16 protein-coding genes are annotated in these 23,376 nt (G+C 37.2%); 7 read left to right on the top strand and 9 right to left on the bottom strand.

All coding sequences use genetic code 11. The features are described 5' to 3' along the window. The coding region (locus FL972_RS09300) for an acyl-CoA dehydrogenase family protein (protein ID WP_262710895.1) at positions 1 to 216 on the top strand (216 nt) is incomplete at its 5' end. Positions 217 to 558: 342 nt separating this feature from the next. On the opposite strand, the gene FL972_RS09290 is transcribed toward FL972_RS09300, so the two are convergent. The 6 genes from FL972_RS09290 to FL972_RS09265 all read right to left on the bottom strand — a co-directional run bounded on the left by FL972_RS09290 (position 559) and on the right by FL972_RS09265 (position 12,816). Next, positions 559 to 1,707, bottom strand: a complete 1,149-nt coding sequence (locus FL972_RS09290; RefSeq protein WP_144605042.1) for a Wadjet anti-phage system protein JetD domain-containing protein — start codon at positions 1,705 to 1,707, stop codon at positions 559 to 561. Continuing rightward, positions 1,704 to 5,054 (bottom strand): ATP-binding protein, encoded by a 3,351-nt coding sequence (locus FL972_RS09285; protein WP_222116017.1) that lies wholly within the window; start codon positions 5,052 to 5,054, stop codon positions 1,704 to 1,706. The genes FL972_RS09290 and FL972_RS09285 overlap by 4 nt, the downstream gene beginning before the upstream one ends. 37 nt (positions 5,055 to 5,091) lie before the next feature. Next, complete coding sequence (locus FL972_RS09280; RefSeq protein ID WP_144605038.1) at positions 5,092 to 5,670, bottom strand: DUF4194 domain-containing protein; 579 nt, start codon at positions 5,668 to 5,670, stop codon at positions 5,092 to 5,094. Next, a complete protein-coding gene (locus tag FL972_RS09275; protein ID WP_144605036.1) occupies positions 5,667 to 7,127 on the bottom strand; it encodes a DUF3375 domain-containing protein in 1,461 nt (486 codons plus the stop codon). The genes FL972_RS09280 and FL972_RS09275 overlap by 4 nt, the downstream gene beginning before the upstream one ends. Positions 7,128 to 7,972: 845 nt before the next feature. Next, on the bottom strand, positions 7,973 to 11,695 hold the full coding sequence (locus FL972_RS09270) for a T9SS type A sorting domain-containing protein (protein WP_144605034.1): 3,723 nt from the start codon (positions 11,693 to 11,695) through the stop codon (positions 7,973 to 7,975). A 38-nt stretch (positions 11,696 to 11,733) separates the two neighbouring features. Beyond that, positions 11,734 to 12,816: a DUF1573 domain-containing protein gene (locus FL972_RS09265; RefSeq protein WP_144605032.1), complete on the bottom strand. Its 1,083-nt coding sequence runs from the start codon at positions 12,814 to 12,816 to the stop codon at positions 11,734 to 11,736. Positions 12,817 to 12,886: 70 nt separating this feature from the next. Between FL972_RS09265 and trpS the strand changes: the two genes are divergently transcribed. Then, on the top strand, positions 12,887 to 13,861 hold the full coding sequence (gene trpS, locus FL972_RS09260; RefSeq protein ID WP_144605030.1) for a tryptophan--tRNA ligase: 975 nt from the start codon (positions 12,887 to 12,889) through the stop codon (positions 13,859 to 13,861). A 538-nt stretch (positions 13,862 to 14,399) separates the two neighbouring features. Here trpS and FL972_RS09255 read toward each other — a convergent pair. Both FL972_RS09255 and FL972_RS09250 read right to left on the bottom strand, forming a co-directional pair. Continuing rightward, positions 14,400 to 14,822 carry a hypothetical protein gene (locus FL972_RS09255; RefSeq protein ID WP_144605028.1) on the bottom strand — a complete coding sequence of 141 codons (423 nt, stop codon included), beginning with the start codon at positions 14,820 to 14,822 and terminating at the stop codon, positions 14,400 to 14,402. A gap of 80 nt (positions 14,823 to 14,902) precedes the next feature. After that, on the bottom strand, positions 14,903 to 15,871 hold the full coding sequence (locus FL972_RS09250; protein ID WP_144605026.1) for a zinc-dependent alcohol dehydrogenase family protein: 969 nt from the start codon (positions 15,869 to 15,871) through the stop codon (positions 14,903 to 14,905). A gap of 369 nt (positions 15,872 to 16,240) precedes the next feature. Between FL972_RS09250 and FL972_RS09245 the strand changes: the two genes are divergently transcribed. From FL972_RS09245 to FL972_RS09225, 5 genes are all read left to right on the top strand, one after another. Continuing rightward, complete coding sequence (locus FL972_RS09245) at positions 16,241 to 17,008, top strand: SDR family NAD(P)-dependent oxidoreductase (protein WP_144605024.1); 768 nt, start codon at positions 16,241 to 16,243, stop codon at positions 17,006 to 17,008. Positions 17,009 to 17,011: 3 nt separating this feature from the next. Beyond that, the gene (locus FL972_RS09240; RefSeq protein WP_144605022.1) at positions 17,012 to 18,220 is read left to right on the top strand and encodes an acyl-CoA dehydrogenase family protein; all 1,209 of its coding nucleotides are present in this window, start codon (positions 17,012 to 17,014) and stop codon (positions 18,218 to 18,220) included. Then, a complete protein-coding gene (locus tag FL972_RS09235; protein ID WP_144605020.1) occupies positions 18,217 to 19,242 on the top strand; it encodes a phosphotransferase family protein in 1,026 nt (341 codons plus the stop codon). The genes FL972_RS09240 and FL972_RS09235 overlap by 4 nt, the downstream gene beginning before the upstream one ends. A 1-nt stretch (position 19,243) precedes the next feature. Further along, a complete protein-coding gene (locus FL972_RS09230) occupies positions 19,244 to 20,119 on the top strand; it encodes a 3-hydroxyacyl-CoA dehydrogenase (protein ID WP_144605018.1) in 876 nt (291 codons plus the stop codon). 206 nt (positions 20,120 to 20,325) lie between these two features. Beyond that, positions 20,326 to 22,716, top strand: coding sequence for a hybrid sensor histidine kinase/response regulator (locus tag FL972_RS09225; RefSeq protein ID WP_144605016.1), 2,391 nt, complete (start codon positions 20,326 to 20,328; stop codon positions 22,714 to 22,716). Here FL972_RS09225 and trmB read toward each other — a convergent pair. Then, complete coding sequence (gene trmB / locus FL972_RS09220; protein ID WP_144605014.1) at positions 22,713 to 23,375, bottom strand: tRNA (guanosine(46)-N7)-methyltransferase TrmB; 663 nt, start codon at positions 23,373 to 23,375, stop codon at positions 22,713 to 22,715. The two genes, FL972_RS09225 and trmB, sit on opposite strands and share 4 nt — an antisense overlap. Position 23,376 lies beyond the last annotated feature (1 nt).

Below are 23,376 nucleotides of genomic sequence, written 5' to 3'. Positions count from 1 at the left end.
GTGCATATCTCCATGGCCAAGCGCAACAATGTGGATATGGCGCTTCATATAGCCCGTGAAGCCAGACAAATTCATGGAGGAATGGGAATCACCGGTGAATACCCTATCATGAGACACATGATGAACCTAGAATCTGTGATTACCTATGAAGGCACCCATGATATTCACTTGCTGATATTAGGTAATGAAATTACCGGGATTCCGGCTTTTAAATAAGGTTTTTGATTGGTTCTAAAGTCCCCGTCACTGTGAGCGACGGGACCGGAGTTAAAGAAATAAAGGATTGAATTAGGGGAATAATAACGGTTTGCGTGTATGTGCAGTAGCGGATTAGAAGCACTTACCTTTCCGTTTGGCACAAAGTTTCTTAGAAGCACAGACCTTCGATTTACCACTTCACCCGCTATTGCCACATACACGCTGTTAGCGTTTCGTTGTTCTCTTTTTCGTCCTAATTGTCTGTCCGTTGTGCGGTGGGGCAGACACACTCTTTGCCAAGTTTTGGATTGCGGGTCGGCTGGTGCGACTTGGCAATGTGTGTGGCTTTGAAGGGTTGGGTTATTCATTGTCAAAGTATTTGTTTACATATTCTAATGGGATTTTCTCTTGTTCAAGTCTCCAATTGTTTGTTTTCAAAATGTCGTAAAGCAGTTGTTCTTCGTCTGTCAAGGTAAGTTTCGTTGAAATGTTTGTCGGTGTTCCATTATCGTCTTCAAAAAAATTGTCAAAGGTTTGTTTGTCCATTAATACACTTCTTGTCTGCGGAAAGTAAGTCCTGAATTGCGAAAGAATTTCAAAACCTTGAACATCTATGTCGCCCCAATAAAGTAATTTAAGATTGTCAAACCAACGCACATTTTTAAGATTGAAAACACTAAATCCACTACCAAAAATTGCAATGGTGTCATTCATTTTTGGAAGTGTCAAAGTGGTGTAAAGTGTTGTCTTGTTTTCTACGACCAATACTTTAAAGATTGGTAAATCCAATTTTTCAAATTGGCTAACTGGAATTGCAATATCATCAATACCCGAAAAAAATCTGTCCGATATTGTTTTGTCAAGAACTTTAAACCGAATTTGGGGTTCAGCGTATTTTAAATTAAACCTATTTTCAAATTCTTTTTCTTCACTTTTTACGTGTTCCGAGATTAGAACATCTAGTAGTTCCCTGATGATGCTTTTATTTCTCTCGACAAATTTTGTGTGAACTTTAACCGGCAATTCTCTGATGTAGAAATTTGGTTTTGGATTTTGTTTGAAGTATTGACACACTTGCAAAATGTTTATCCATTCGTTCGCATTGTCAATAACCTTTTTAGGATTTTTAATTATCCAATCTTTGAGTTCAGGGAATTCCCGAAGGATTATCTCAATATTTGATTTGAAAGAATCTACTTCATACTCTTTACCTAAGAATTTCAAAAAATCTTTTTCATTGTCAAAGTAAATTGAAATTGGCAAATCTTGAACTCCTAAAAACTTTGTCTTTACTTTTTGAAAGTCCAATGTATAGCCAAAACCCTTTTTTCCTTTTGAATGGCTATGAATTTGTTGAATTTCTCTTTCAAATTCCGACAGTGAAGATTTGGTGTACGACTTATCGCCACGAATAACCAATTTCTCAAAAGGTCGCTGTTCAACCAAAGATTGAAGAAATGAAATGTACTTTCTTTCGGTTTTGTCCTTTATTTCCTTTGGTGTAATCATTTAGTCAGATAATTCGCTTTTTCTTCTTTGAATTGTTCAATTGGCATATCGTATAGCCACGAATGTCTTTCTTCCTTACGCTCAACAAAGTGAACAAATGAAATATCGTTTTCTACAATGTGAATATTATCACTTGGGGTAACTACAAGTAATTGCAAATGAAGTTGTTTACAAAGGGTAATTAAGTACCGTGCTTTGTCTTCATCTTGAGCCTTGAATGCTTCGTCAATGGCAATGAAGCGAAAGGATTTAGATTCTAACCCTTGATTATATCTTGTTAATCCAAATTGATAAGCAATGGCAGAACCCAAAATAGTATAAGTAAGTTGAGCCTTTTCACCACCTGAAAGTTGCCCCATTGCTTCATATGTCTTAAACTTTTGACTTGTTTCCTTATAAAATTCTTCGGCTTTGTAACTAAACCAAAAACGAACGTCCATTACTTTTTTCCGCCATTCTTCTTTATCTAATCGTTCTATAAATGGTTGAATGTGATTATTGAAATGATGTTTCCTGCCTTCAATATTTTTTTCCATTTGGTAAACATTGGGAACGGCTTCTTCTAAAAGTTTTCTAAACTCTTTCACTTCGTCATTAATCTTGTTAGGTGCAACAAGCTGAATGTAGGTTTGGGGTTTATTTTTGAAGTCAATCTCTTTCAAAGATTCGTTCAAATGTTTGATGTTTTCTTTGATTGAATCTGACCAGTTTTCAAAGAACATTCTAAAATCACCTACTTTATTGGTAATTGTTTCTTGCAAATAGTCATTGAATTTCTTTTCAAACTTTGGAAGATTATCATTCTCCAACCTAGCAAGGAAATTTTGATATTCACTGATTAACTCTAAATGTGTTGAATCGGGTAGGGAATTAACATCAGAACGCCAATCCTTGAATTTACTTAATATAGCTTCTGAGGGCTGTTTAAATTCGTTTATCTTGATGATTACTTCTCTTTCTTTCCTTTGCTTTTGTTCTTCAAGTTCTCTTGTTTGTCTTGAATTTTCCTTTTGGAATCTCTCACGACTTGTTTCAAAGGTTGCGTATTCAATATTCCGCAAATCGGAATGTTGTTTTTCAAACATTGAAACGTCAACAATTCCCAATGGCTCATAAATAGATTTGTTAATCCTGATTGATTGTTCAATCGTGGCAACTTCATTTTTCTGGGTAAATATTTCTTGTCCTTTATTAAAAATTTGAACATCTGAAAGCTGTTTCAAAGCGTCTTGAACCTTTTTTAAATCTTCTTGAAGCTGCTTTACTCGATTGTTTGTTTTTTCTAGTTTATCTTTCTGTTCTGTTTTTTCTTGAATCTCGTTCGCATACGATTGCCAATTTATATCATCATACTTTTCAAATTTTGAAAATAAATTATGGCATTCATCCTTGAATATACCTAAGTTTTTTATTTCAATATTTTTGTTTGCAATCGCTTTCTTATTTTCTGTTTGTTGATTTTGAAGATTTATCAATTCTTTCTTTAAGGAGGTGAGTTTTTCTTTGTTATCCCATCCTAACACAAAATTTTCCTTCCGAGCAATATGTGGTCGGTCGTCTTTTTCGTGTTTGCCCCTTTTGAATTTTATCAATCCATTTTGAGTAATTGCCATTTCGTGGAATTGCTCAAATTCCGAAAGATTATCTACGCACACAAAGTCAAATTGTGATTCAAAATAGTTCTCAATCCAATCGTAATATTGTGTTTTTGGCTTAATTTCAATTTTATTGATTAATGACTTTTCATTAAAACCTTTGTTCTTAAAATTTTTGAGATAGTCTTGGTCTTCAAACTTGTCGTAGCGAATTCTGCCTTTCATATTATTGCTGTTCACATATTGATTCACTGATGAATAGTACTTATGTGGAACAATCAATCTCAAAGCAAAATTGTGAAGTACTTTTTCAATAGAAGATTCCCATTTCATTTCATCATCTTTTACTTTAATCAATTCTCCGATGAAAGGAATTTCTTCTCTACTTGCTCCAATATGCTCAATTAGTTCTTCACGAATACGAGCTTCATTAATAGGAATATTGTTCTTGTTTTTTTGAAGTGTTTGAATTGTTGCTACTAATTCTTCGGTTGATTTATTTAAATCATCTTCCTTGTTTTTCAAGGAACGGAGATTTTCATTTTCAGAATCAATATTTTGTTGGGTTTTATGTTTTAATTCTTTTGCTTTTTCACGGTTAGGAATAAATGCTTCTTCGCTTGGATTGGTTTCTAAATCAATGCTTTGGGCGATTTTATTGTAATCGTCTAGTTTTTCGCTTCTTAATTTTTTACTCTTTTCTAATCTTGTGATTTCAGTTTTCAATTTTTCAATTTGATTACCAACTTCATCAGACTTTATTTGAACTGTCAAATCAGTTTCCTGATTTTTCAAGTCGCTTTCCTTTTCTTTTAATTCCGCTAGTTCATTATTCAGGCGTAGTAATTCTTCGTTACATTTCTCCAATTCTTTTTCACCCAACTCAACACCTTTTTTGGCAAACCAATAAACTGCGGTTTCTTTTGACTTTTCTAATTGAAATAAATCTGCTTTAATGTTGGTTAGTGCTATTGCAATTTCATTGATTGGAGTCAATTGTTTGATTTGTTCTTTGGCTTTTTCAATGTTGGTTTTAGCATCCATTAAAGTCAAGAAACTTTCTTTAAGTTGAATGAACTCTGCTTCCGCATCTTGTTCTTCCAACATATTGGTTCTTATGAAATCATCTAAGTCTTCCAATACTTTTACCCCAACAACTTGATTGAACAAAGTCAACGCTTTTGTTGAACGCATACCAAATAAGTCCGCCATTCTTTCTGCATAAGCAGTAGGTCCATCTATGAACTCAATTTTCTTCTTCGTGACATTCGAGTTGTACTTTTTATCTAAAACCTTTTTCCAATTTCCTTTTGAATCGAATTGACCAAAATCAGATTCTACTTCAAGAGTAACGTGAGCAATTCCGAATTGCCGTCTTAATTCATTATTCGAAAACCACCGTACTTGAAAAAGTGTAATTTGTTTTTGGTCGGCATTGGAGAATGAAGCAAGAATTACTGAATATGTATTTGTATCACGCAATTTTTGCGTGGAAGTGGAAGTTTTTCCTTCTTCTTGAATGTTTCCGTAATGTCCCAACACATAGGTTTCTTCGGTGCGGTCGCCTTTTTTTTCTACCCCCGAAGATTGATTGTAAAAACGGTCTTTCTTTGCAGGAACAATTAGAGTAAGTAATGCGTCAATGTAAGTACTCTTTCCAGATGCGTTTGCACCAGTCAAAAGTGAATTATTTCCTTTCGGATTTATTCTAAAAACCTTTTCATTAAATGTTCCCCAGTTGAAAACTTCCATATATTGAAGTCTGAACCCCGCTTTGTCGGAACTTGTACTAAACAGACTCAACATAATCTTTTAACTTATTTTCAAAATCTTGTAAAATATCAAGAGTGATTTTTTCTTTAATAATTCTGTGTATTTGATACTTCGTTTCATTGTCTTTTTTGCTGATTTCTTTTAGGTAGCCTAAATCAACAGCTACATTGATATATTTATCAAGCTCTTTTATGAATTTGACCTTGTTATATTTTTCTGGAAGAAATAATTCTAACTCGTCTTTTATTTCTGTATTTGTGATAAATTTTTCGGTTGCCAATTGTGTAGGATTGCTGTCAAAATCTTCTAGGCTTTGTCTTAGAACAACAAGCACAATAGAGGTTTCAAAGCCGATTTGTCGTCTTTGAACTAATCCAAGAGTGTTACCTTCACTATCTTCAAGTTGCTTTACAAAAGCAAATCCTTCATCCTTTTTAACGATTAATTCTAAACCAATTTTACTAATGTAGTCCTGGATTTCAGTTTGATAATTTATTACCTCATCCCATACATTGGAGTTTCGTTCTACTGTTGATTTCAACAATCTTACAATGGCTTTGCTAAAAGGAGTAATATGCTTTTCTAAACTGCTCATTTGGTCAAAATAATTTCAGGAATTTTAATTTGCTTGCGGTTGTCCGCATCAAAAATGATACTTTGAGTTTTATCAGGATTGATAATGTGTTTGAATTCTTTCACAATGCCTATATAACCGAACAACTCAGGCAACCCTTTTTCAAGACCACCATAACTTTCTACAATATCTAAAAGTGTGGTCTGCGACTTTTCTTTAAGTACATCTTTAACTCTTTTTCTCAACAATTCTTTATCAATATTAGACTGTGAAAACAGCCGTCCTAATTGATTAGATGATGTAATGTCTTCATTAGCAATTTTGGGTCTGTTGGTGTATGTAACTTCTTCGGATTGCTCTTTCGTGAGTTTGCGTTCAAATGGAATATTTATATCTGTTGCTGTTTCTAATTCAAATGAAATATCAGGTTTGTTCTTCGATTTACTGATTTCTACAAGTTGTTTCTTAATGTCTTGAATTATTTTTTTCGTTGCTTCTGATTTAGAACTTTCATTCTCACGAATTATACGGCTAAGTTTTTCAGCCATTTTGTCATTGGCTTTGTAAACTTTTTGTCCTGAACTATGGAGATGCTTTTTCATTCCTATCAGGAATGTATCCCTTATTGGGATTGATTTTTCTTCTAAAGTTGTGTATAAATCTTTAGTCAGGCTTTCCCATTTGTACTGTAAGTCTGGATTCAATATGAATGACCAAAAGGCGTAAAAGCTTTTTCCTTGTTGGCTTTCTTTCAATGATTCAAGTGCATCAAAAGTAAATTCCAGTATGTCACTTTTGGATAGGCTTCCGTCAGCGTGTTTTTGATAAATACCTTTTGTAATTTCTTTAAAGTTGTCTTCAACTTCTTTAAAGTCGGACAATAATTCTTTAGCGGATTGATTGAGTTGACTGAAACGGGGTACGATTTCAAATTCTTCAAATACTTTTACGTCTTCTCCGATTTTAATTCGTTGAATTTGTTGTTCAATTTCTAATTTTTTCTCTTCCAACAACTGAATACGCTTTTCTGCATCTTCATTGGTAAACTCAACCAACTCTTTTAATTGATTCAGTATGTTGTTGAATTTGGATTCAGTACCAACAAACTCTTCCTTTTTCAAACTTGCCAACCAATCTATGGTTTTGCTTGAATGTGAAGATAGTTCATAAAAAACTTCACCTTGTTCATCAGGATAATTCGTCAAAAAGCCATTGTTAGTCCAGTTTTGAATATACTTTTTGGCTTTTTCTTCATAGGTGTCGAAAAAATTGATTTCACTTTCTTCATCAATTTCAATTCTCTGTCCTTCTAAAAAGTCCGCTAATTGAGAATGGATATTTTCAGATGAAATGGAGCTTTGTTTATTAACGAAAGTTCTTACTAGAAATTCAATAATCATTTCTCTGTTTCGTAAACGTAACAAACCAACACTTGGTGAAGTTTTTAGCGTGTTTAGTATTTGAGAAATGTCTGCCATATATAATTATTTTCTGTACGTTGGAAAAAATTCAGGCTCTTTTGATTGCGAAGCGGTCGCCCGTGTGTTGGGGCAAGCAAATGTGCCTGAATGCGCGGTTGGCTTTCTATTTCTTTCGTCCATTTTGTTCACTGTCGTTGTCTTTTAGCATTGGCGGTAACTTATTTATTTATGCACTTTTGGTACATTTATTCATTGATTTTGAGTGCATAAATGCACCTTTCTACCATTTATCTCAAATCCTCCAAAAACGACTTTAATCTTTTCTGATTCACTAGAGTTTGATCGATCTAAAAAACTATCCCCTTCGCTACACTCAAAGAAAAGCATTTCAAACTAAAAAATCTATACCCTAAACAGGGTATTTTTTGACATTTTGGGACAGGAATTGTGAAAATTTAGAAGGAGTACGAGTATCCATAAACAGAGCTTTGCAAGCGTATCGATAATAACTGGCAGGAATGAAAAACAGAACAATAGGATTTCGAATTAAAAAAGGAAGATGAGGCTGTCTCAAAAGTACAATTTGTCTTATGGAGCGCCCCGACAATTGTACAGGATTGAAATGTATGCCCAATGGCCTTCGACTCCCTGTCTGCGACAGGCAGGCGCTCAGGCTGACACTAGAGTTATTTATGAGACATACTCATATCTCAATCTCCTTTGTTCATTGAAAGCCTTATTTTTCAAGAATATTCGCTTTCTTTCCAGAAAGAAGATGAATACGGCTAAGAATTAACCCAAAGGATCAGAATTCCGAAGCTTCGGTCATCGGTCATCGGTCTACCCATAGGTTAAGCAGAGAAAATATGGTAAGTTGCACGATTGCAAATAATCAGTTTTTTTCAATCCAACTTGATCAATTTACCTATCAAAACTTTTTGATCAATATCTAAAACTATGATGGTATAAGTACCTGAAGGCAGTAGACTTACATCTAAGTTGATTTCACTCAAATTAGCGCTTACTAGAATAATTTGCTGACTTACATTTTTTCCTGAAAGATCAAAAATGGATACAGTCTTTGAGTCCAGCTCCAAGTCACTTTCTGCAATCAATTTCACATGGTTCTTCGCTGGATTGGGATAAACTTTCAGGTTATCTACCAGCAACTTACCTCCAGGCAAACCTGCTATCGTCATGACAACTTCTTTCAACATCGCTGTGCATCCTGCCTCGTTGGTAACCTGAACTTTATAGGTACCCATAGTGGTAACTTTCAGCTCTCTTTGGGTAGCCTCAGGAATTTTTTCTCCATCCTTAAACCATTGATAGGAAGCCATTCCCTCCGGAGCCCTCAGAATATCTCCATCCACTTTAATCTCACCTCCAGGATTTTCTTTTAGGCTAACTTCCAGAGGCAAACTTTCTGATAAACAAGCACCGACATATCGAATTACTGCCTGGTACTTGCCTCCTTCTTGAATCTCAAGCTTTTTATTTTTCTCGCCAACTAGTTCCTGATCATTCCTAAACCACTTCAGTACCTCAAAATCCTGAGAACTTTCAATTTCCAGAACTCCAGTTGCTCCTTCACAAAGTGCTTGATTGCCCACTATCTTTGGTCTTGCCGTTTCTACTCCCACTACCTTCACCTGTGTAGTAGCTTCTTTGGTATTGCCGGAAGGATCTTTTGCAGTTACTTTCACTGGAATAGTTTTCCCAATATCCTCGCATCCAAACTCTGATCTACTTACTGTCAAAGAAGTAATGGAGCAAATATCCCTAGCCTCTATGACCAAATCTGATGTTTTCAAAATCCCTTTTCCAGTTTCCAGTTTAATCTCCAATTGGAATGATTCCTTGACTGTTAAAACCGGAGCTAGCGTATCTTTGACAACCACTATGATCGTGTACTCAGCAACTAGATCATTTCCTGATTTGATCTCCAAATTGATTTCATTCGTCCCTATATTTTCACAGGTGAACCTGTCTTTAGAAAAAATGTAGGTGTACTTTTCAAGTTCGGTAGTCCAATTATCAAATAGTGATTTAGGGCCAAGCTCAGCAATTCCATTGGGATTCAAAATCAGGATAATTTCTTTTTTAATCCCTGCAAATGGATCATTGCCCTGAGTAAGACTTGTTTTCTTACTAAAAATAGGACATCCATTGGGTAAGGGTTTTACTTTGGCGAAGTACTGACCTGGCTTAGAAACTTCTATACTTTTCCCAAATTGGTTTGGAATCACCTCCTCATTATAGTACCATGCAAGGACCTCGTAGTCAAATTCATTGCCCAAAGTCACCAACTTTTGCTGGCCGAATGGAATTTGAGTTCCTGAAACAGGACTAATAGACAAGTCCTTAGATTGGAAAGATTGAAGTTCAAATTCAACTTCAATAAAAGACTGATTCCCGGATGAGTCAATGCCGAAAATTTTCACCACATGCTTCTTTCCAACATCCTCACAGGTAAAGCTCTGCTTGCTTAATTCATATCTGATCTCTCCGCAATTATCAAAAGCCGAGGCAATGAAATCTTCTGCTATCAATTCCAGTTTTCCCAAAATCAAATCCAATTTTGGAGTCGGTGTTTTACCAACCAATTTTGGAGGAATTTTATCCAACACAGAGACAAGCACCACTTTAGTCCAGGTATTTCCTTTATCATCCTTTACTTGGATTTCCACTTCGGTCCCAGCTAAATCGGCACAGGAAAAATTGATATCTCTGGAAAATGTAATTGTCCAATTATCCTGAATGCTGTTGTTGAAGTAATCTTGAGCCTTGGTATTTGCAATGCCATTTTCATTCAACTCAACAGTAATTTTCTCCTTGAATTGAGGAGCAATCACTTCACTTGATTGAGAAAGTTCAACCATCACTCTAAAAGAATCTCCATAGACTCTTCGTTCCACCCTTTCAAGATCATAATTGCTATTCAGCACAGGAAATGCATAGACAGGATCAAAGTCAATCTGGGCGAATGTCTTTCCGCCGTCTTGGATCTTTTTCAGATTGACTTCCAAGTGTCCATAGTGCTTTCCCCCATCTTTTAAAAGAGGGGTAGATCCGGAAGTATCCCATTGTTCAGGTTCATTCTGGTCAGCTGTCCATTTTTTATAAGGATTGTAATTGAGTAGCTCTAGTGGATTTCTGAGCCAATTTCGCTTTTCTCCACGCATTCCATCGCCCGCAACTCCTACATCGTAGTACAAAACCCCTTTTCCATCCCCATCCAAATCCACCAGGCTTCTCTCAAAGAGCTCATCGTGACCAGCTAAAACTGCTATAACTCCATTGGCTTCAAAAAGTGGATGTAATACTCTTAAGGGAGTGCCACCCTGACCAGTAGCCAATTCATGATTCATAGGAACTCCATGCTCACCCGAACTAAATGGAATGTGATGAAATTGCACAAAAATCAACTGGCCTGCCTCTTTGGCACTTTTTAGATTTGCCTCTAACCAAACATATTGCTCTGAATCCGGACCAAAGCCACTCAAATCCGTTCCTCCTGCTGCTGCGTATTGTGAGGCTGTAAAGTTTTCCTGGGTATCTGTTCCATCTACAGTATATTCCTGGTTTTTCAGTCTGGAATTCTCAGGAAAATCACTGCGGCTTTGATCAGGTGTGCCATTGGAGGAATCTAGTGTCAAAATGGTCACAGGACCATAATCAACTCTATAATAGCTCTGCCTATGCTTCTGTAAAGGGTCAGTAGAAGGTGTTTCAAAGTAGGCATGAAAGCGTTTTCTTCCTACAACTGGGGCAAATTGACCATTTTCATTATTCCCATACCCGCCACTGATACCACCAAAATTTTCCCAATTACCCAAAGCCGGAATGATGGGATACTTGCTCAAGCCATTATCAAAATCACCTGCATTATGCCTCCAAAATTCATCCCATGCTGGCTGGTATCCTCCTCCTTGAACCAAGTCACCCGGCATCACAATAAAGTTGGGGTTTCTGGAATTGATGATTTTCAGATTATGGGCATAGCCTTCTTTTTCAGTTAAGGCATAGTTGAGGATGGGTATTCCCTGTTCTACAGTTACTCCAAACTTATCCTTCCATTTACTGGAATTGGCGGAGGGTCTATAACTCAAGTCTCTGGGAAACCATGCCCTTCTATTAACTCTGCCCAAGGGCTCTGTTTCGCTATCGGATAGAGCTATAAATCGAATATTTTCCCAATTACTTTTATCTGGCGCTGTGGTGAAATTTGATTCAAAAACGGCTCCATTCCGAATAACTTGGTATCGATAGGTATGATTTGTCTTGAGGTTGGTTAGCTGAATTCTAAACCTAAATACCTGAGCCTGATAAAGCCAGCTTCCCTTATCCAAGCCATCAATACTTTGGTTTAATTCTTGGCTGGTGTAAAAAATTTCCGGTACCTCTTCCCCATTGATTGTTTGACTCAAAACCAGGGTTCCCAGTTCATCAAAAACCTTAATTTCTGAGGCAGCATCAGAACTGGTAAACCAGGTGATTTGAACTTTTCCATCCTGAAAAACCTGCAAGTAGGGTTTTACACGGAATGTAGGTTCTGCAACTCTGACAAAAGAGCCTGAAAAGATTAAGAAAGCCAGGAAAAATAAAAATCTAAGCGGTTTCATAGCGCAGTAGTTAATGAAAAACCAACTCAGAATTTCTCCTATTTAACCCTGGATTTAAGTATCAATGATTGAACAGGGTTTAAGGGATCATTGCTGAAAATGTAAATATTCCTTTGATCTATTCCTTTTCGTCCTTTAGGGTCAAAGGTAATTTGTAATTCAACGGTCTCCCCGGGATTAATCTGAGTTTTTGGTACACTTAAAGTTAAGCAATTACAATTACCCTGTACCTTTCTTATTTCCAAAATTTCTTGTCCCTTGTTTGTCAGACTCACTGTTTTGTTGACAATTTCTTCAGCAGAAATTTCTTTTAGATCGATTTCCACAGGGTTGATGGCCAAATTTGGTACGTTTCCTAGCTCCTCTCTAGAGAATGGAGGAAAGTATTCAAATATATTGGCAATAATTTCCAAGCTAATTTCCTCTCCATCTCTGAAGGAAAACTGAAATTGATCTTCAAAAAAGCCCAAATCATTTTTCTTGTCTCCAAAGTAGGCCAATTTCAAAATTCCCCTTTCATTTGATCTCACAGAATCATACTCCATTGAAAGCTGAATATGTTCTGGGCCTTTATACTGAAACTGTTTGCTATTCAGCGTTTTTTTGGAAAAGTTGTAAAACTCAATCTCCTTGATTTTAGGCTCGTTTGTAAACACATCCCCCATATTGATTTTATCGAGTCTAAATCCTACTCCTTGTTGCTTTTTAGGGTATTCCAGTTCGGGATTCTGAGGATACGGGATAGCTGTTCCTTCAATAAAAAGTGTATCTGAAGTTCCGGAAAGATTGCCTTTTACTACAATCATTCTTGAGAAAAAACCTGCTGCAGAACTGGGATCCAAAGAAACTATGACAGAGCCCTTTTCCCCTACTTTCAAACTATCTTGGGTAAAGTCGACAGTGGTACATCCACAATCGGTATATACTTTTTCAATTACAAAAATCGAATCCTGGGTATGGGTGAATTTAAACTCTGCAGTAACCGGACCTTGCTCTTCCAGAATAGTACCCAAATCGATTTTATTGATCTCCCAAATTAATTTAGGAGTCTGAGCCTTACCAATTTGTGACCCAAAAATGAAAATCAGGCAGCTGAAAAGGGTTTTTATATTCGTATTCATGTCAACAAATAACGTATAAATCCAACCGAATTGTAGGCTGTTTTACTTATTTTGCGCCAAAATTAGACCAATGGCAAGAGTACTGACAGGAATACAAAGTAGTGGAAGACCTCATTTGGGAAATATTCTTGGGGCAATCGTTCCTGCTATCCAATTAGCAAAGGAAAACCAGGAAGAATCATACATTTTTATTGCAGATTTTCATTCTTTAACCAGTTCCAAAGACAGCGAGCTACGCAAGCAGAATACTTTGGCAGTGGCCGCCGCTTGGTTAGCTTTTGGACTGGATATTTCTAAAACAGTTTTTTACAGACAATCAAGAAGGCCTGAGGTAGCGGAACTCACTTGGTACTTGAACTGCTTTACTCCTTTCCCTATGCTTGCTAATGCACATAGCTTTAAGGATAAATCGGAGCGATTGGCTGATGTAAATGCCGGTCTCTTTACCTACCCTGTTCTGATGGCTGCGGATATATTATTGTATTCTGCCGATTTGGTGCCCGTTGGGAAAGATCAAATGCAGCATCTTGAGATGACCCGAGATATTGCTTCTACATTCAACAGGATTATTGGAGAAGATCTTTTGACCATTCCTGAAGCAAGAATTTCTGAAACAGTGAAAACTATCCCAGGTACAGATGGACAGAAAATGTCCAAATCTTACAATAACTATATTGACATTTTCCTGCCTGAAAAGCAGTTGAAAAAGGTGGTCAATACGATTGTCACTGATAGTACCCCTTTGGAAGAGCCTAAGGATCCTGATATTTGTAATGTATTCAAGCTATATAGCCTAATCGCTTCTGAAACACAGACTGAAGAAATGAGAGCCAAGTATCAGGGTGGAAACTATGGCTACGGACATGCCAAAAAGGAATTTTTTGAATTGATCTTTACCAAGTATGCTGAGGAAAGGAAGGCCTTTGACTTTTACATGTCAAACCCTAAAGAAATTGAAGAAAAGCTGGCAGCGGGTGAAGAAAAGGCCAGGCAGGTTGGAGAGAAGTTACTCAACCAAGTCAGAGAAAAATTAGGGTTTAGATAAAAGATAAGAAGCTGTCTCATTAATAGCTCTAATGTCAGCCTGAGCGCCTGCCTGAGGTCATACAGGGAGGCGAAGGCCATTTCCATCGTTGTGGCCCACATTTCGACTCAGCTATCAATGAAAGGTTAAGCCAAATTCCGAAAGTTCAATCATTTCGGGATTTAATTCTTTGTTATTTAAAATTTGTTCTAAATTATTTAAGCATTTGCCGCTTTAATTAAACATTTTTTCTTTTTTCTCCTTGTTCTTTTGGCTTGAACCAAAAGAACCAAAAGTTCAAGACAGGGCAAAAACGATAGTTTTTGAGCCAGTGAGTGCAGGGGGAAGCTTCACCCGCACATGGCCGGACGCTGGCCCGCTGCTGCGTCAGCCCACCGCGCCCACATAAAATAAGTTCTCGTTAAAATTGTTTTCACCTGCTTAATGAAAACAGGATAATCCAAATTGGATTATCCTGTCGTCCTCTTTTTTGTATGTTCAAAGAATTTTTTAGACTCAGGCTTACATCAAAACTACCTGAGAAACAGCCTCATTTTTTTTAACGGCTTCTCCAAAGATCTTTTAATTGTCTTCCATTGATCAACATTACAAATCTCGCAGGGTTTGGAATCAATACGATCCTCACATCCTGCCTGTCAAATTGATCCGATTCAATAGGGACACCTTCTTGACCTCCTACTTCATAACTGATTATGCCATTGGCATCCGGTAATAAGGGCTTGTATTTGTTAGCGATATAAGCCGTTGGAAGAAGAATATCTGTATCCGATTTCAACACGGAGTAAATTTTCTCTAATTCTTTTTCTAAAACTGTCTCATAATCCTCATTGAAATCATCCTCCAAATCATGAATTTCCTCTTCAAGATCATCGTAATCTTCATGATTATAATCCATCTGCGCGAGTTGATTTCTTTTTTCAACAATTTCGGTTAGCTCTTTATCCAGCTTGTCCCAATTCATTACGTTCTGTCTTTTTGTTTTAGTTTTCAAAGTACAAAGATGGCCATTCCCTTTTTTTAGAAAGAATGATTTGCGAGAAATTAACTCACTAAAAGAATTTTTCCATTTCTACCGGGCATTTCATAGGAATTCAAAGCCTCTTTGAATGCTGCCAAAGGGAATTTTCCTGCAATATCGATTTTGGAATCGTCTTTCATCAAAAAGCCAAAAACTTTCAAAAAGGCCTGACCTCTAGTCTTTGGATCAGTTTCATCCATCCAAGTGCTTAACCAAAACCCCTCAATTTGAAGGTTATTGAAAATCATCAAACCACTGTTAACAGGCATATTTTCCAAACTCAATGCCCCAAAAACCATCATTTTTCCTTTTGGGCGAAGTGAAGCTAGTGCTTTAGCTCCCAAGGTGCCTCCTACCGCATCGAATACCACATGAACTCCGCCATCGGTTTTTTCAGGTAATACTTTTTGTATTTTTTCTTTTTCAGAATTGATCACTAGATCTGCACCCATTTTTTCCAAATACTCAATTTGGTCATCATGTCTTACAGTGGCAGCCACCTTAATTCCTCTTTCTTTGGCCATCTGAAGTGCAAACTTCCCAAATGCAGAAGCTCCTGCTGTGATGAGCAACCAGTCACCCTCTTTCAGACCTGATTTCTCTAACATACCATAGGCCGTCATGGGATTGACAAAGGCCTGACATGCCACCTCGTCTGGCATTCCCTCTGGGATTGGGATCGCCAGAGATGCAGGAACACAAACATATTCTTTCCAAGTACCGATTGCGGAAAACATTACTCTGGTCCCTTCTTTCAAAATTCCACCAGCATCTCCTTTTTCTACCACACCAGCAGCCTCAAAACCAGCACTACTTGGTAATACGGGAGTGATCCCATACATCCCTCTGATAAACATGATATCCGATGGGTTGATATTCCTGGCAGTGACTTTAATCAACACTTGGCCTTCTTTAGGCTGAGGCATTGGAGATTCTTTCAGTTCTAGGACTTCCGAAGGAAGACCGGTTTTTTCAAAAATTACTTCTTGCATATGTATAAAATTATTTTTTACGTTTTCATAAAATACCTTAGATCATCGCTTAAAAGTGTTCGAACACTTTTTAAAAGACAATTCATCTTTTATTTAGTTTTCAAAATATAAGAAAATCAAAATCCTTGAGTGACTTTCTTTATAGCTTTCAGATCTATCAATTGTTTCTGGGATAAAATTTATATCCTACCATTTTACCTTTAATCAAAAGATTTTGTTTTCCAAAAACTGCAAATCAGGTCGCCAAACAATTTTCCCCAGACAATTCAGGAATAAATAAGTATTAAAACTAGGAATATATTAGCTGATAGCCCTACCATCAGCCTGATTTTTTTCTATCTTGAACAAGAGATAAAAAATAAACTTTCAATGGATTTATCAAGCGTTTTTTCATTAGACAACAAAGTAGCTCTGATTACCGGAGCATCCAAAGGGATTGGACTGGCAATTGCCGAAATATTTGCAGCAGCAGGTGCAAAAGTGGTCATCAGCAGTAGAAAGCAAGAAGCATTGGATGAAATGGCCAATCATCTTAAATCACGTGGCTATGAAGCTACTGGAATTGCCTGTAATGTGGGGAATATGGAAGAGCTTCCTCAATTGGTGGAAAAAACAGTAGAGAAATATGGTCAAATTGATATTCTGGTCAATAACGCTGCTTCTAACCCCGCCTTTGGTCCTGTTCATGAAACCAGTTTGGAAGCATTTGACAAAATCATGGATGTCAATGTGAAAGCTCCTTTTGAGCTTACTAGGCTCTGCTTTCCGCACCTTCGCAAATCATCCAATGCCTCAGTGATTAATATCAGTTCCATTGGAGGAATATCCCCTGAACATGGACTGGGAATATACTCAGTGAGCAAATCAGCTTTAATTTCCCTGACAAAAGTATATGCAAAGGAATGGGGAGATGCAAAAATCAGAGTAAATGCCATCTGCCCTGGCTTGATTCAAACGAAGTTTTCTGAAGCACTTTGGAGTAATGATAAAATCATGTCTATGGTGATGAAGCAGCTCGCGATCAAGCGTGCCGGAACCAGCGAAGAAATCGGAGCAATGGCCTTGTTTTTAGCTTCCTCTGCTTCTTCCTACACTACAGGAGGAGTTTTTACAGCTGATGGAGGATTTACTATTTAATGTATGATTGATTCGAAAAATAAACCCAAAACCGATCTTGCTGGCATTTTAAATCAATACAGGGAGTTTGTAAAGCAAGAGCTATTTCCTATTGATTTGGAAGTTGTCCAAGGACCTTTTAAGTCATACCTACCTCAATTAAATGCCTTGAGAGAAAAGGCGAAAAAGCTTGGCTTATTTGCGCCTCATCTTTCCGAAAAAGAAGGCTGCTTAGGGTTGAGCCTTTTGGAATTTGCTCATGTGTCAGAAATTCTGGGTCAAAGCCCGCTAGGACATTACGTTTTCAATTGCAATGCACCGGACATAGGGAACATGGAGCTGTTACATTTATTTGGCTCTGATTTCCAGAAGGAAAAGTTTTTGAAACCTTTACAAAAAGGAGAAATCAGAAGTTGCTTTGCGATGACAGAGCCAGAAAATGCAGGCAGTAATCCTGTCAATCTGAGCACAGTAGCCCGACGAGAAGGAGATCATTACATCATCAATGGCCACAAATGGTTTACCACGGCTGCTGATGGAGCATCTTTTACGATAGTCATGGCTGTTACCAATCCGGAAGCAGATTCACCTTATCAAAAGGCTAGCATGGTGATCGTTCCTTTAGATAATCCTGGTTATCAATTACTGCGAAACATTCCTATTATGGGGGAAGCTGGAGAAGATTATTTTTCCCATGCCGAAGTAAAATTCACAGATTGCAAAGTTCCTGCAACTCACTTGATCGGAGAGGAAGGCCAAGGTTTTGTACTAGCCCAAGAAAGATTGGGGCCTGGCAGAATTCATCATTGCATGAGATGGATAGGCATTTGTGAACGTGTATTTTCTATGATGTGTCAGAGAGCAGTTGATAGAGAGCTGTCACCGGGAAAAAGTCTTGCGGAAAAGCAAACCATTCAAAATTGGATAGCGGAAAGTAGAGCTGAAATCAATGCGAGCAGATTAATGGTGCTGGATACGATCAGAAAAATGGAAGAGCAAGGTGCCAAGGCTGCCAAGGAGGAGATTTCCACTATCAAATTTTTTGTAGCCGATGTATTGATGAAAGTAATAGACAGAGCGATTCAGGTACATGGAGCTTTGGGCGTTACCGATGATACGCTTCTTTCTTTTTGGTACAGACATGAAAGAGGAGCCAGAATTTACGATGGACCGGATGAGGTGCATAAATCCTCTCTGGCAAGAAGTATTTTGAAAAATTACCAGCGAAAATGAAAGAGCTAGAATTTGACAAACTCAAGGACTTGTTGCATGAAAAGTTTAACTGGGATCCTTCCACCATAGAAATCAAAGCGCTATCAGGGGGTTTTTCGAATCTTACTTTCTTGGTACAAACCCCCACCCATCGCTATGCGCTGAGACGACCTCCCTTTGGTTATCAGATCAGCAGTGCTCATGACATGGTCAGGGAAAGTAATGTATTGGAAGCATTGCAACGTGCAGGATATTCCAAAAGTCCCAAACCTGTTTTACTTTTTGAGGATGAGACAGTTTTAGGATCGCCATTTTTCATCATGGAATTTGTCGAGGGTATTGTCTTAAGAAATAAAATTCCCCAAGGAGTTCAAATCAATGAGTCTGATTTCCAAAATCTATCCAAACATACCTTAGATACCCTTTTAGAGCTACATCATTTGGAGCTGAATCGATCTGGCCTTATTAATCTCGGAAAGCCCGAGGGATATGTCAATAGGCAAGTTTTGGGTTGGGCAGACCGTTATTCCCGCGCTGCAACGGAGGTGATTCCAGAAATGGAGAAAACCTCAGAATGGTTGAAATTAAATATTCCCGATCAAGAAAATGTGGGCTTCATCCACAATGATTTCAAATATGATAATCTGGTATTGGATCCTAAAAATATCACTGAAATCAAGGCTCTTTTGGATTGGGAAATGGCAACTGTAGGGGATCCATTGATGGACCTGGGGACAAGTTTGGCTTATTGGGCAGAATCAGATGACCCTGAAATCCTCAAGATGTTTAACCTGACTCATCTTCCCGGAAACTTCACGCGGAAAGAAGTTATCTCCTATTATGATTTACACAGCGGACTTGATCTGAGCAATATCCTTTTCTATTACGTCTTTGGGCTATTTAAGGTCGGGGTTATTGCCCAGCAGATTTATAAAAGGTATAAGTTAGGACAGGCTGCAGACCCTCGATTTGCAGCTTTGATTGAAGTAGTAAAGGCCGCCGGAAAGAAAGCTAAAAACAGTATCATCACAGAAAATATTTAATATGGAAATCCAAAACGTTAGTATCCTTGGAGCAGGAACCTTGGGATCCCGAGTAGCATTACAGGCAGCTATTTCAGGGTATCAGGTTTCAATTTTTGACATTACAGATAAAGCGCTTGATTTTTCATTTGAAACAATGAAAAAGATATTGGCACAACTCGATAAAGGAGGTTACCTGAAGGAAAGTCAGGAAAAAATTCTTTCTAGGGTCTACTTTACTTTAGATCCAGAAAAGGCTGTAAAAGATGCTGATCTAATCAATGAAAGTGTCACAGAAGACATTGAATTGAAAAAGAAGGTATGGAAGCAGTTTGGTGAATTAGCACCTGAAAAAACTATCCTTACAACGAATACATCCTATTTGCTTCCTTCCATGTTTGCCGATATCTCAGGTAAGCCTTCGAAATTTTGTGCTTTACACTTTCATGACGTCTTCTACTCTCGGGTTGTAGACATCATGCCTCATCCCGGAACTGAACCAAGTCTGATTCCTTTGTTGGAGAAATTTGGAAAAAGTTTGAATCAAGTTCCGGTTTTGGTGAAAAAGGAAAATCCGGGATATATTTTTAATACCATGCTATTAGCTTTGATAGGTGCAGCCGGTAAGTTATTAACAGGAGAAGTGGCCTCTATAGAGGATATAGACAAATCTTGGATGGTCAACTTCCACATGCCAATGGGGCCTTTTGGAATTTTGGATAGCATTGGATTGGATACAGCTTGGCATGTGACCAAATCCAGGGAAGATTCAGCGTCTAAAGCATTCGCAGCACACCTTAAAACTTATATTGATCAAGGAAAACTAGGTGAGAAAACAGGGGAAGGATTCTATAAATATCCCAATCCGTCTTATAAAGATCCAAATTTCGTGATTTAAGGATTTGGCTATATTTTTATTTGATCGGATCTATTTATACATCATCGGAAATGATTTATATAAATGAATAGGTAACTAGAAGTAGCACTTATCATTTAATTAAATTATTAAGGATTACATTTTTGATAATTTCAAGTTCAATAATCTGAATTGGAAAGGAATCTCGTATATCAGTCGTAATCTTGACACCCTAATTTTAGATTCCTATGAAAAATAAAATAGTTAAGATCATCATCCTAGGTCTTATCCTATTTTTGCCGCGATTGACTTCTGCACAAGTAAAAGTTTCACAAATTACAGAATACCCATTTTCTGTATACCGTGACTCTAAGCTTTTCGATGCAGAAGACTCTATCTATACCATACAAAATATACTCTCTAGTGAAGAGATTTTACCATTTAATGATATTCCAAATAGAAATTCAAATCTAGGATTTACTACTTCAAATTATTGGGTCAAGTTTAAATTGGTAAATGACAGTGAAGAGGATAAAGTATTTTTCTTGGAAACCGGCAGACCCATTACCGATTCAGTGGTTCTTTATAAAATTCAGGAAGGTCAAATTAATGAAAAACTAAACAATGGAGATTTAGTCGCATGGCAAGATAGGGCCTTTGACCACAGAAAGATAATTTTCCCAATCAAACTAGAAGCCGGAAAAAATGCTGATTTCTTCATCAATTATCAAAGTGATGGGGAGGTTATCAATCTCCCTTTGGAAATCAACTCTCCCAGCTCATTGATCAGCAGTTCTTATTTTGATCAATTGATCTATGGTATATTCTATGGAATCCTATTATTGACAGGGATCACCTATTTATTTTTCTATTTTGGAATTAAGGAGAAAAGTTTTTTACTCTATATCACTTATGTGTTTTCTGTAGCATTATTACACTTAGGATTAGATGGTTACCTCTACCAATACATCTTTCAATCGCCCGGTTTTTTAGCAGATAAAAGCATTCTAATCGCTGCAGTTTTTTCAACTTTAGCATTTGGAAGATATACTCAGGTTTATATCCAAATTGAAGAAATCAGTAAAGGTTTAAATAAGATTTTTTCTGGGTTAATTATTGGTATCATTGCTCTTTTTGTTTTTGTGATATTCGTGGATTCCGGGAGACCACTGTACTATCCAGCGGCAAATGGCTTAGCTCTAATTTTATTGCTATTAGTAATTTCTTCCATAATTATTGGGTACATCAAAGGAAAAAAGATAGACGCATTTTTCACCATTGGTATATTCTTCCTTACCCTAGGCTTTGTTCTTTTTATACTGAATAATTTCAGTGTAATACCCAATACCTTTATCACAGAAAATGCTTCTAAAATCGGAACTGGACTTGAAATAATTTTCTTGTCACTCTCCATGGCAAACCGAATCAGTCTACTGAGATCAGAGAAAGAAAAAGCACAAGAAGAGGCCTTACAGCAATCAGAGGAGAGTAATCAGATCAAATCGTATTTTCTTTCTAATATGAGTCATGAATTGAGAACTCCTCTCAATGCGATTTTAGGACTATCAGAATCCATCATGCGGGATTTGCCAGATGAAAAGGTGAAGGAGAACCTGGAAGTCATCAAATACTCATCTCTCTCCCTACTCTCCTCCATTGACGATATCCTGGATTATTCGAAAATTGAAAAGAATGAACTCAAGTTAGAAAGCAGACCATTCAGTGTCCATAAGGTCATTCATGAATTAAAAGCAATCACTTATCAACAAGCTAGGGATAAAGGCCTTCAGTTTGCTTATGAAGAAAAAGCAATATTGCCTGAACGCGCAATTGGAGATGCTACTAGATTCCGTCAGATTCTTGGTAATGTTTTGAATAATGCTGTCAAGTTCACCAATGAAGGTTCGATAAAACTCGATGTGCTTGATTATGAAGATAAAAAAGACAAACACCTACTGATATTTTCCATCAAAGACACAGGCGCAGGCATAAAAAAGGCTAAACTTGACAGAATATTTGAATCTTTTATCCAAGAGCAAATTGATGATAAAAGAAAGTTTGGTGGCTTTGGTTTAGGGCTTTGCATCGTTAAAGCTTTGGTCGAATTACATCATGGCAAAATCAACATTAAAAGTGAAGTGAATAAGGGCACAGAGGTCATTATTAAACTAGAATTTGAAAAAGCAGCAAAAGAGACCAATGAGCTGATCTTAGCCGAGAAAAAAAACCTATTGAAAGGAAAAAGGATATTAGTGGTAGAGGACAATCCTGTCAATCAGCTAGTAATCAAGTCCATCCTCAAAAAGTGGGAAGGAACCAGTTATGATTTTGCAAATCATGGATTAGAAGCGCTGGATAAATTGCATGCTCAACCATGTGATTTGATTTTGATGGATCTTCAAATGCCTGAAATGGATGGGTATGAAGCTACTCAGGCCATAAGAGCAGGTCAGGCAGGTTCACATCATCAAAATATCCCAATTATAGCAGTTACTGCCGATACTACAGAAAGAAGCAAAGCAAAAGCCATATCTGTAGGAATGGATGAATACCTCACAAAACCTGTGGATAGGGATTTGCTTTTGGAAAAGGTATTAGGAACGCTTTACCTTGAGAAGGTCAAATTGAAGTTTGATTAATTCCTGAAATGGAATTTCAAATATTTGATCTTTTCACCCTTTTCGGAAAACATCTTTTCATATCGGGTTTGGATTCCAAAGTGATCATCCTTCCATTCACTTTGATAAAAGTCATGAGTAAACCCTAGAATTTCTATGTCTTCTCTGGACTGAACCAACTCCAATGAGTAATCAAAAAGGCCGGTATTATCTGTTTTAAAATGAATAATTCCGTCTTTTTTCACCAAGGACTTATACATATCCAAAAACTTGGGAGAGGTTAATCGTCTTTTTTCATCTCCGTCCCTTGGAAATGGATCTGGGAAAGTGATCCATAATTCTGATATTTCTTCTTCTGAAAAAAACTGATCCAACTGTTGAATCTGAGTTCTCAAAAAAGCCACATTCTCAATTCCTTCCGCTGTGGCAGTAGAACTGCCTTTCCAAATTCTACTTCCCTTGATGTCGACCCCAATAAAGTTTTGATTAGGAAAAACTCTGGCTAAACCCACAGTAAACTCTCCACGCCCACAGGCTAATTCAACCACAAGAGGGTTAGAATTTTTAAACTGCTTTTCATTCCAATTGCCTTTGATTTCTTCAAAAATTACTTTGCCAGCCTGGACTACGTTCGGGTTTAATTCGTTTTCCTTAAAACGAACCAGTTTTTTTCTACTCATT

The sequence above is a fragment of the Algoriphagus algorifonticola genome, from assembly GCF_007655305.1.
Classification (GTDB): Bacteria; Bacteroidota; Bacteroidia; order Cytophagales; family Cyclobacteriaceae; genus Algoriphagus; species Algoriphagus algorifonticola.
Note: the sequence above shows the minus strand (reverse complement) of the source record. Positions and strands in the feature narration are given on the sequence as shown.

Bases quoted from the DNA above. Each gene is read 5' to 3' on its own strand.
- FL972_RS09290 (WP_144605042.1), bottom strand. From the start codon at position 1,707: ATGATTACACCAAAGGAAATAAAGGACAAAACCGAAAGAAAGTACATT.
- FL972_RS09285 (WP_222116017.1), bottom strand. From the start codon at position 5,054: ATGGAAGTTTTCAACTGGGGAACATTTAATGAAAAGGTTTTTAGAATA.
- FL972_RS09280 (WP_144605038.1), bottom strand. From the start codon at position 5,670: ATGAGCAGTTTAGAAAAGCATATTACTCCTTTTAGCAAAGCCATTGTA.
- FL972_RS09275 (WP_144605036.1), bottom strand. From the start codon at position 7,127: ATGGCAGACATTTCTCAAATACTAAACACGCTAAAAACTTCACCAAGT.
- FL972_RS09270 (WP_144605034.1), bottom strand. From the start codon at position 11,695: ATGAAACCGCTTAGATTTTTATTTTTCCTGGCTTTCTTAATCTTTTCA.
- FL972_RS09265 (WP_144605032.1), bottom strand. From the start codon at position 12,816: ATGAATACGAATATAAAAACCCTTTTCAGCTGCCTGATTTTCATTTTT.
- trpS (WP_144605030.1), top strand. From the start codon at position 12,887: ATGGCAAGAGTACTGACAGGAATACAAAGTAGTGGAAGACCTCATTTG.
- FL972_RS09255 (WP_144605028.1), bottom strand. From the start codon at position 14,822: ATGAATTGGGACAAGCTGGATAAAGAGCTAACCGAAATTGTTGAAAAA.
- FL972_RS09250 (WP_144605026.1), bottom strand. From the start codon at position 15,871: ATGCAAGAAGTAATTTTTGAAAAAACCGGTCTTCCTTCGGAAGTCCTA.
- FL972_RS09245 (WP_144605024.1), top strand. From the start codon at position 16,241: ATGGATTTATCAAGCGTTTTTTCATTAGACAACAAAGTAGCTCTGATT.
- FL972_RS09240 (WP_144605022.1), top strand. From the start codon at position 17,012: ATGATTGATTCGAAAAATAAACCCAAAACCGATCTTGCTGGCATTTTA.
- FL972_RS09235 (WP_144605020.1), top strand. From the start codon at position 18,217: ATGAAAGAGCTAGAATTTGACAAACTCAAGGACTTGTTGCATGAAAAG.
- FL972_RS09230 (WP_144605018.1), top strand. From the start codon at position 19,244: ATGGAAATCCAAAACGTTAGTATCCTTGGAGCAGGAACCTTGGGATCC.
- FL972_RS09225 (WP_144605016.1), top strand. From the start codon at position 20,326: ATGAAAAATAAAATAGTTAAGATCATCATCCTAGGTCTTATCCTATTT.
- trmB (WP_144605014.1), bottom strand. From the start codon at position 23,375: ATGAGTAGAAAAAAACTGGTTCGTTTTAAGGAAAACGAATTAAACCCG.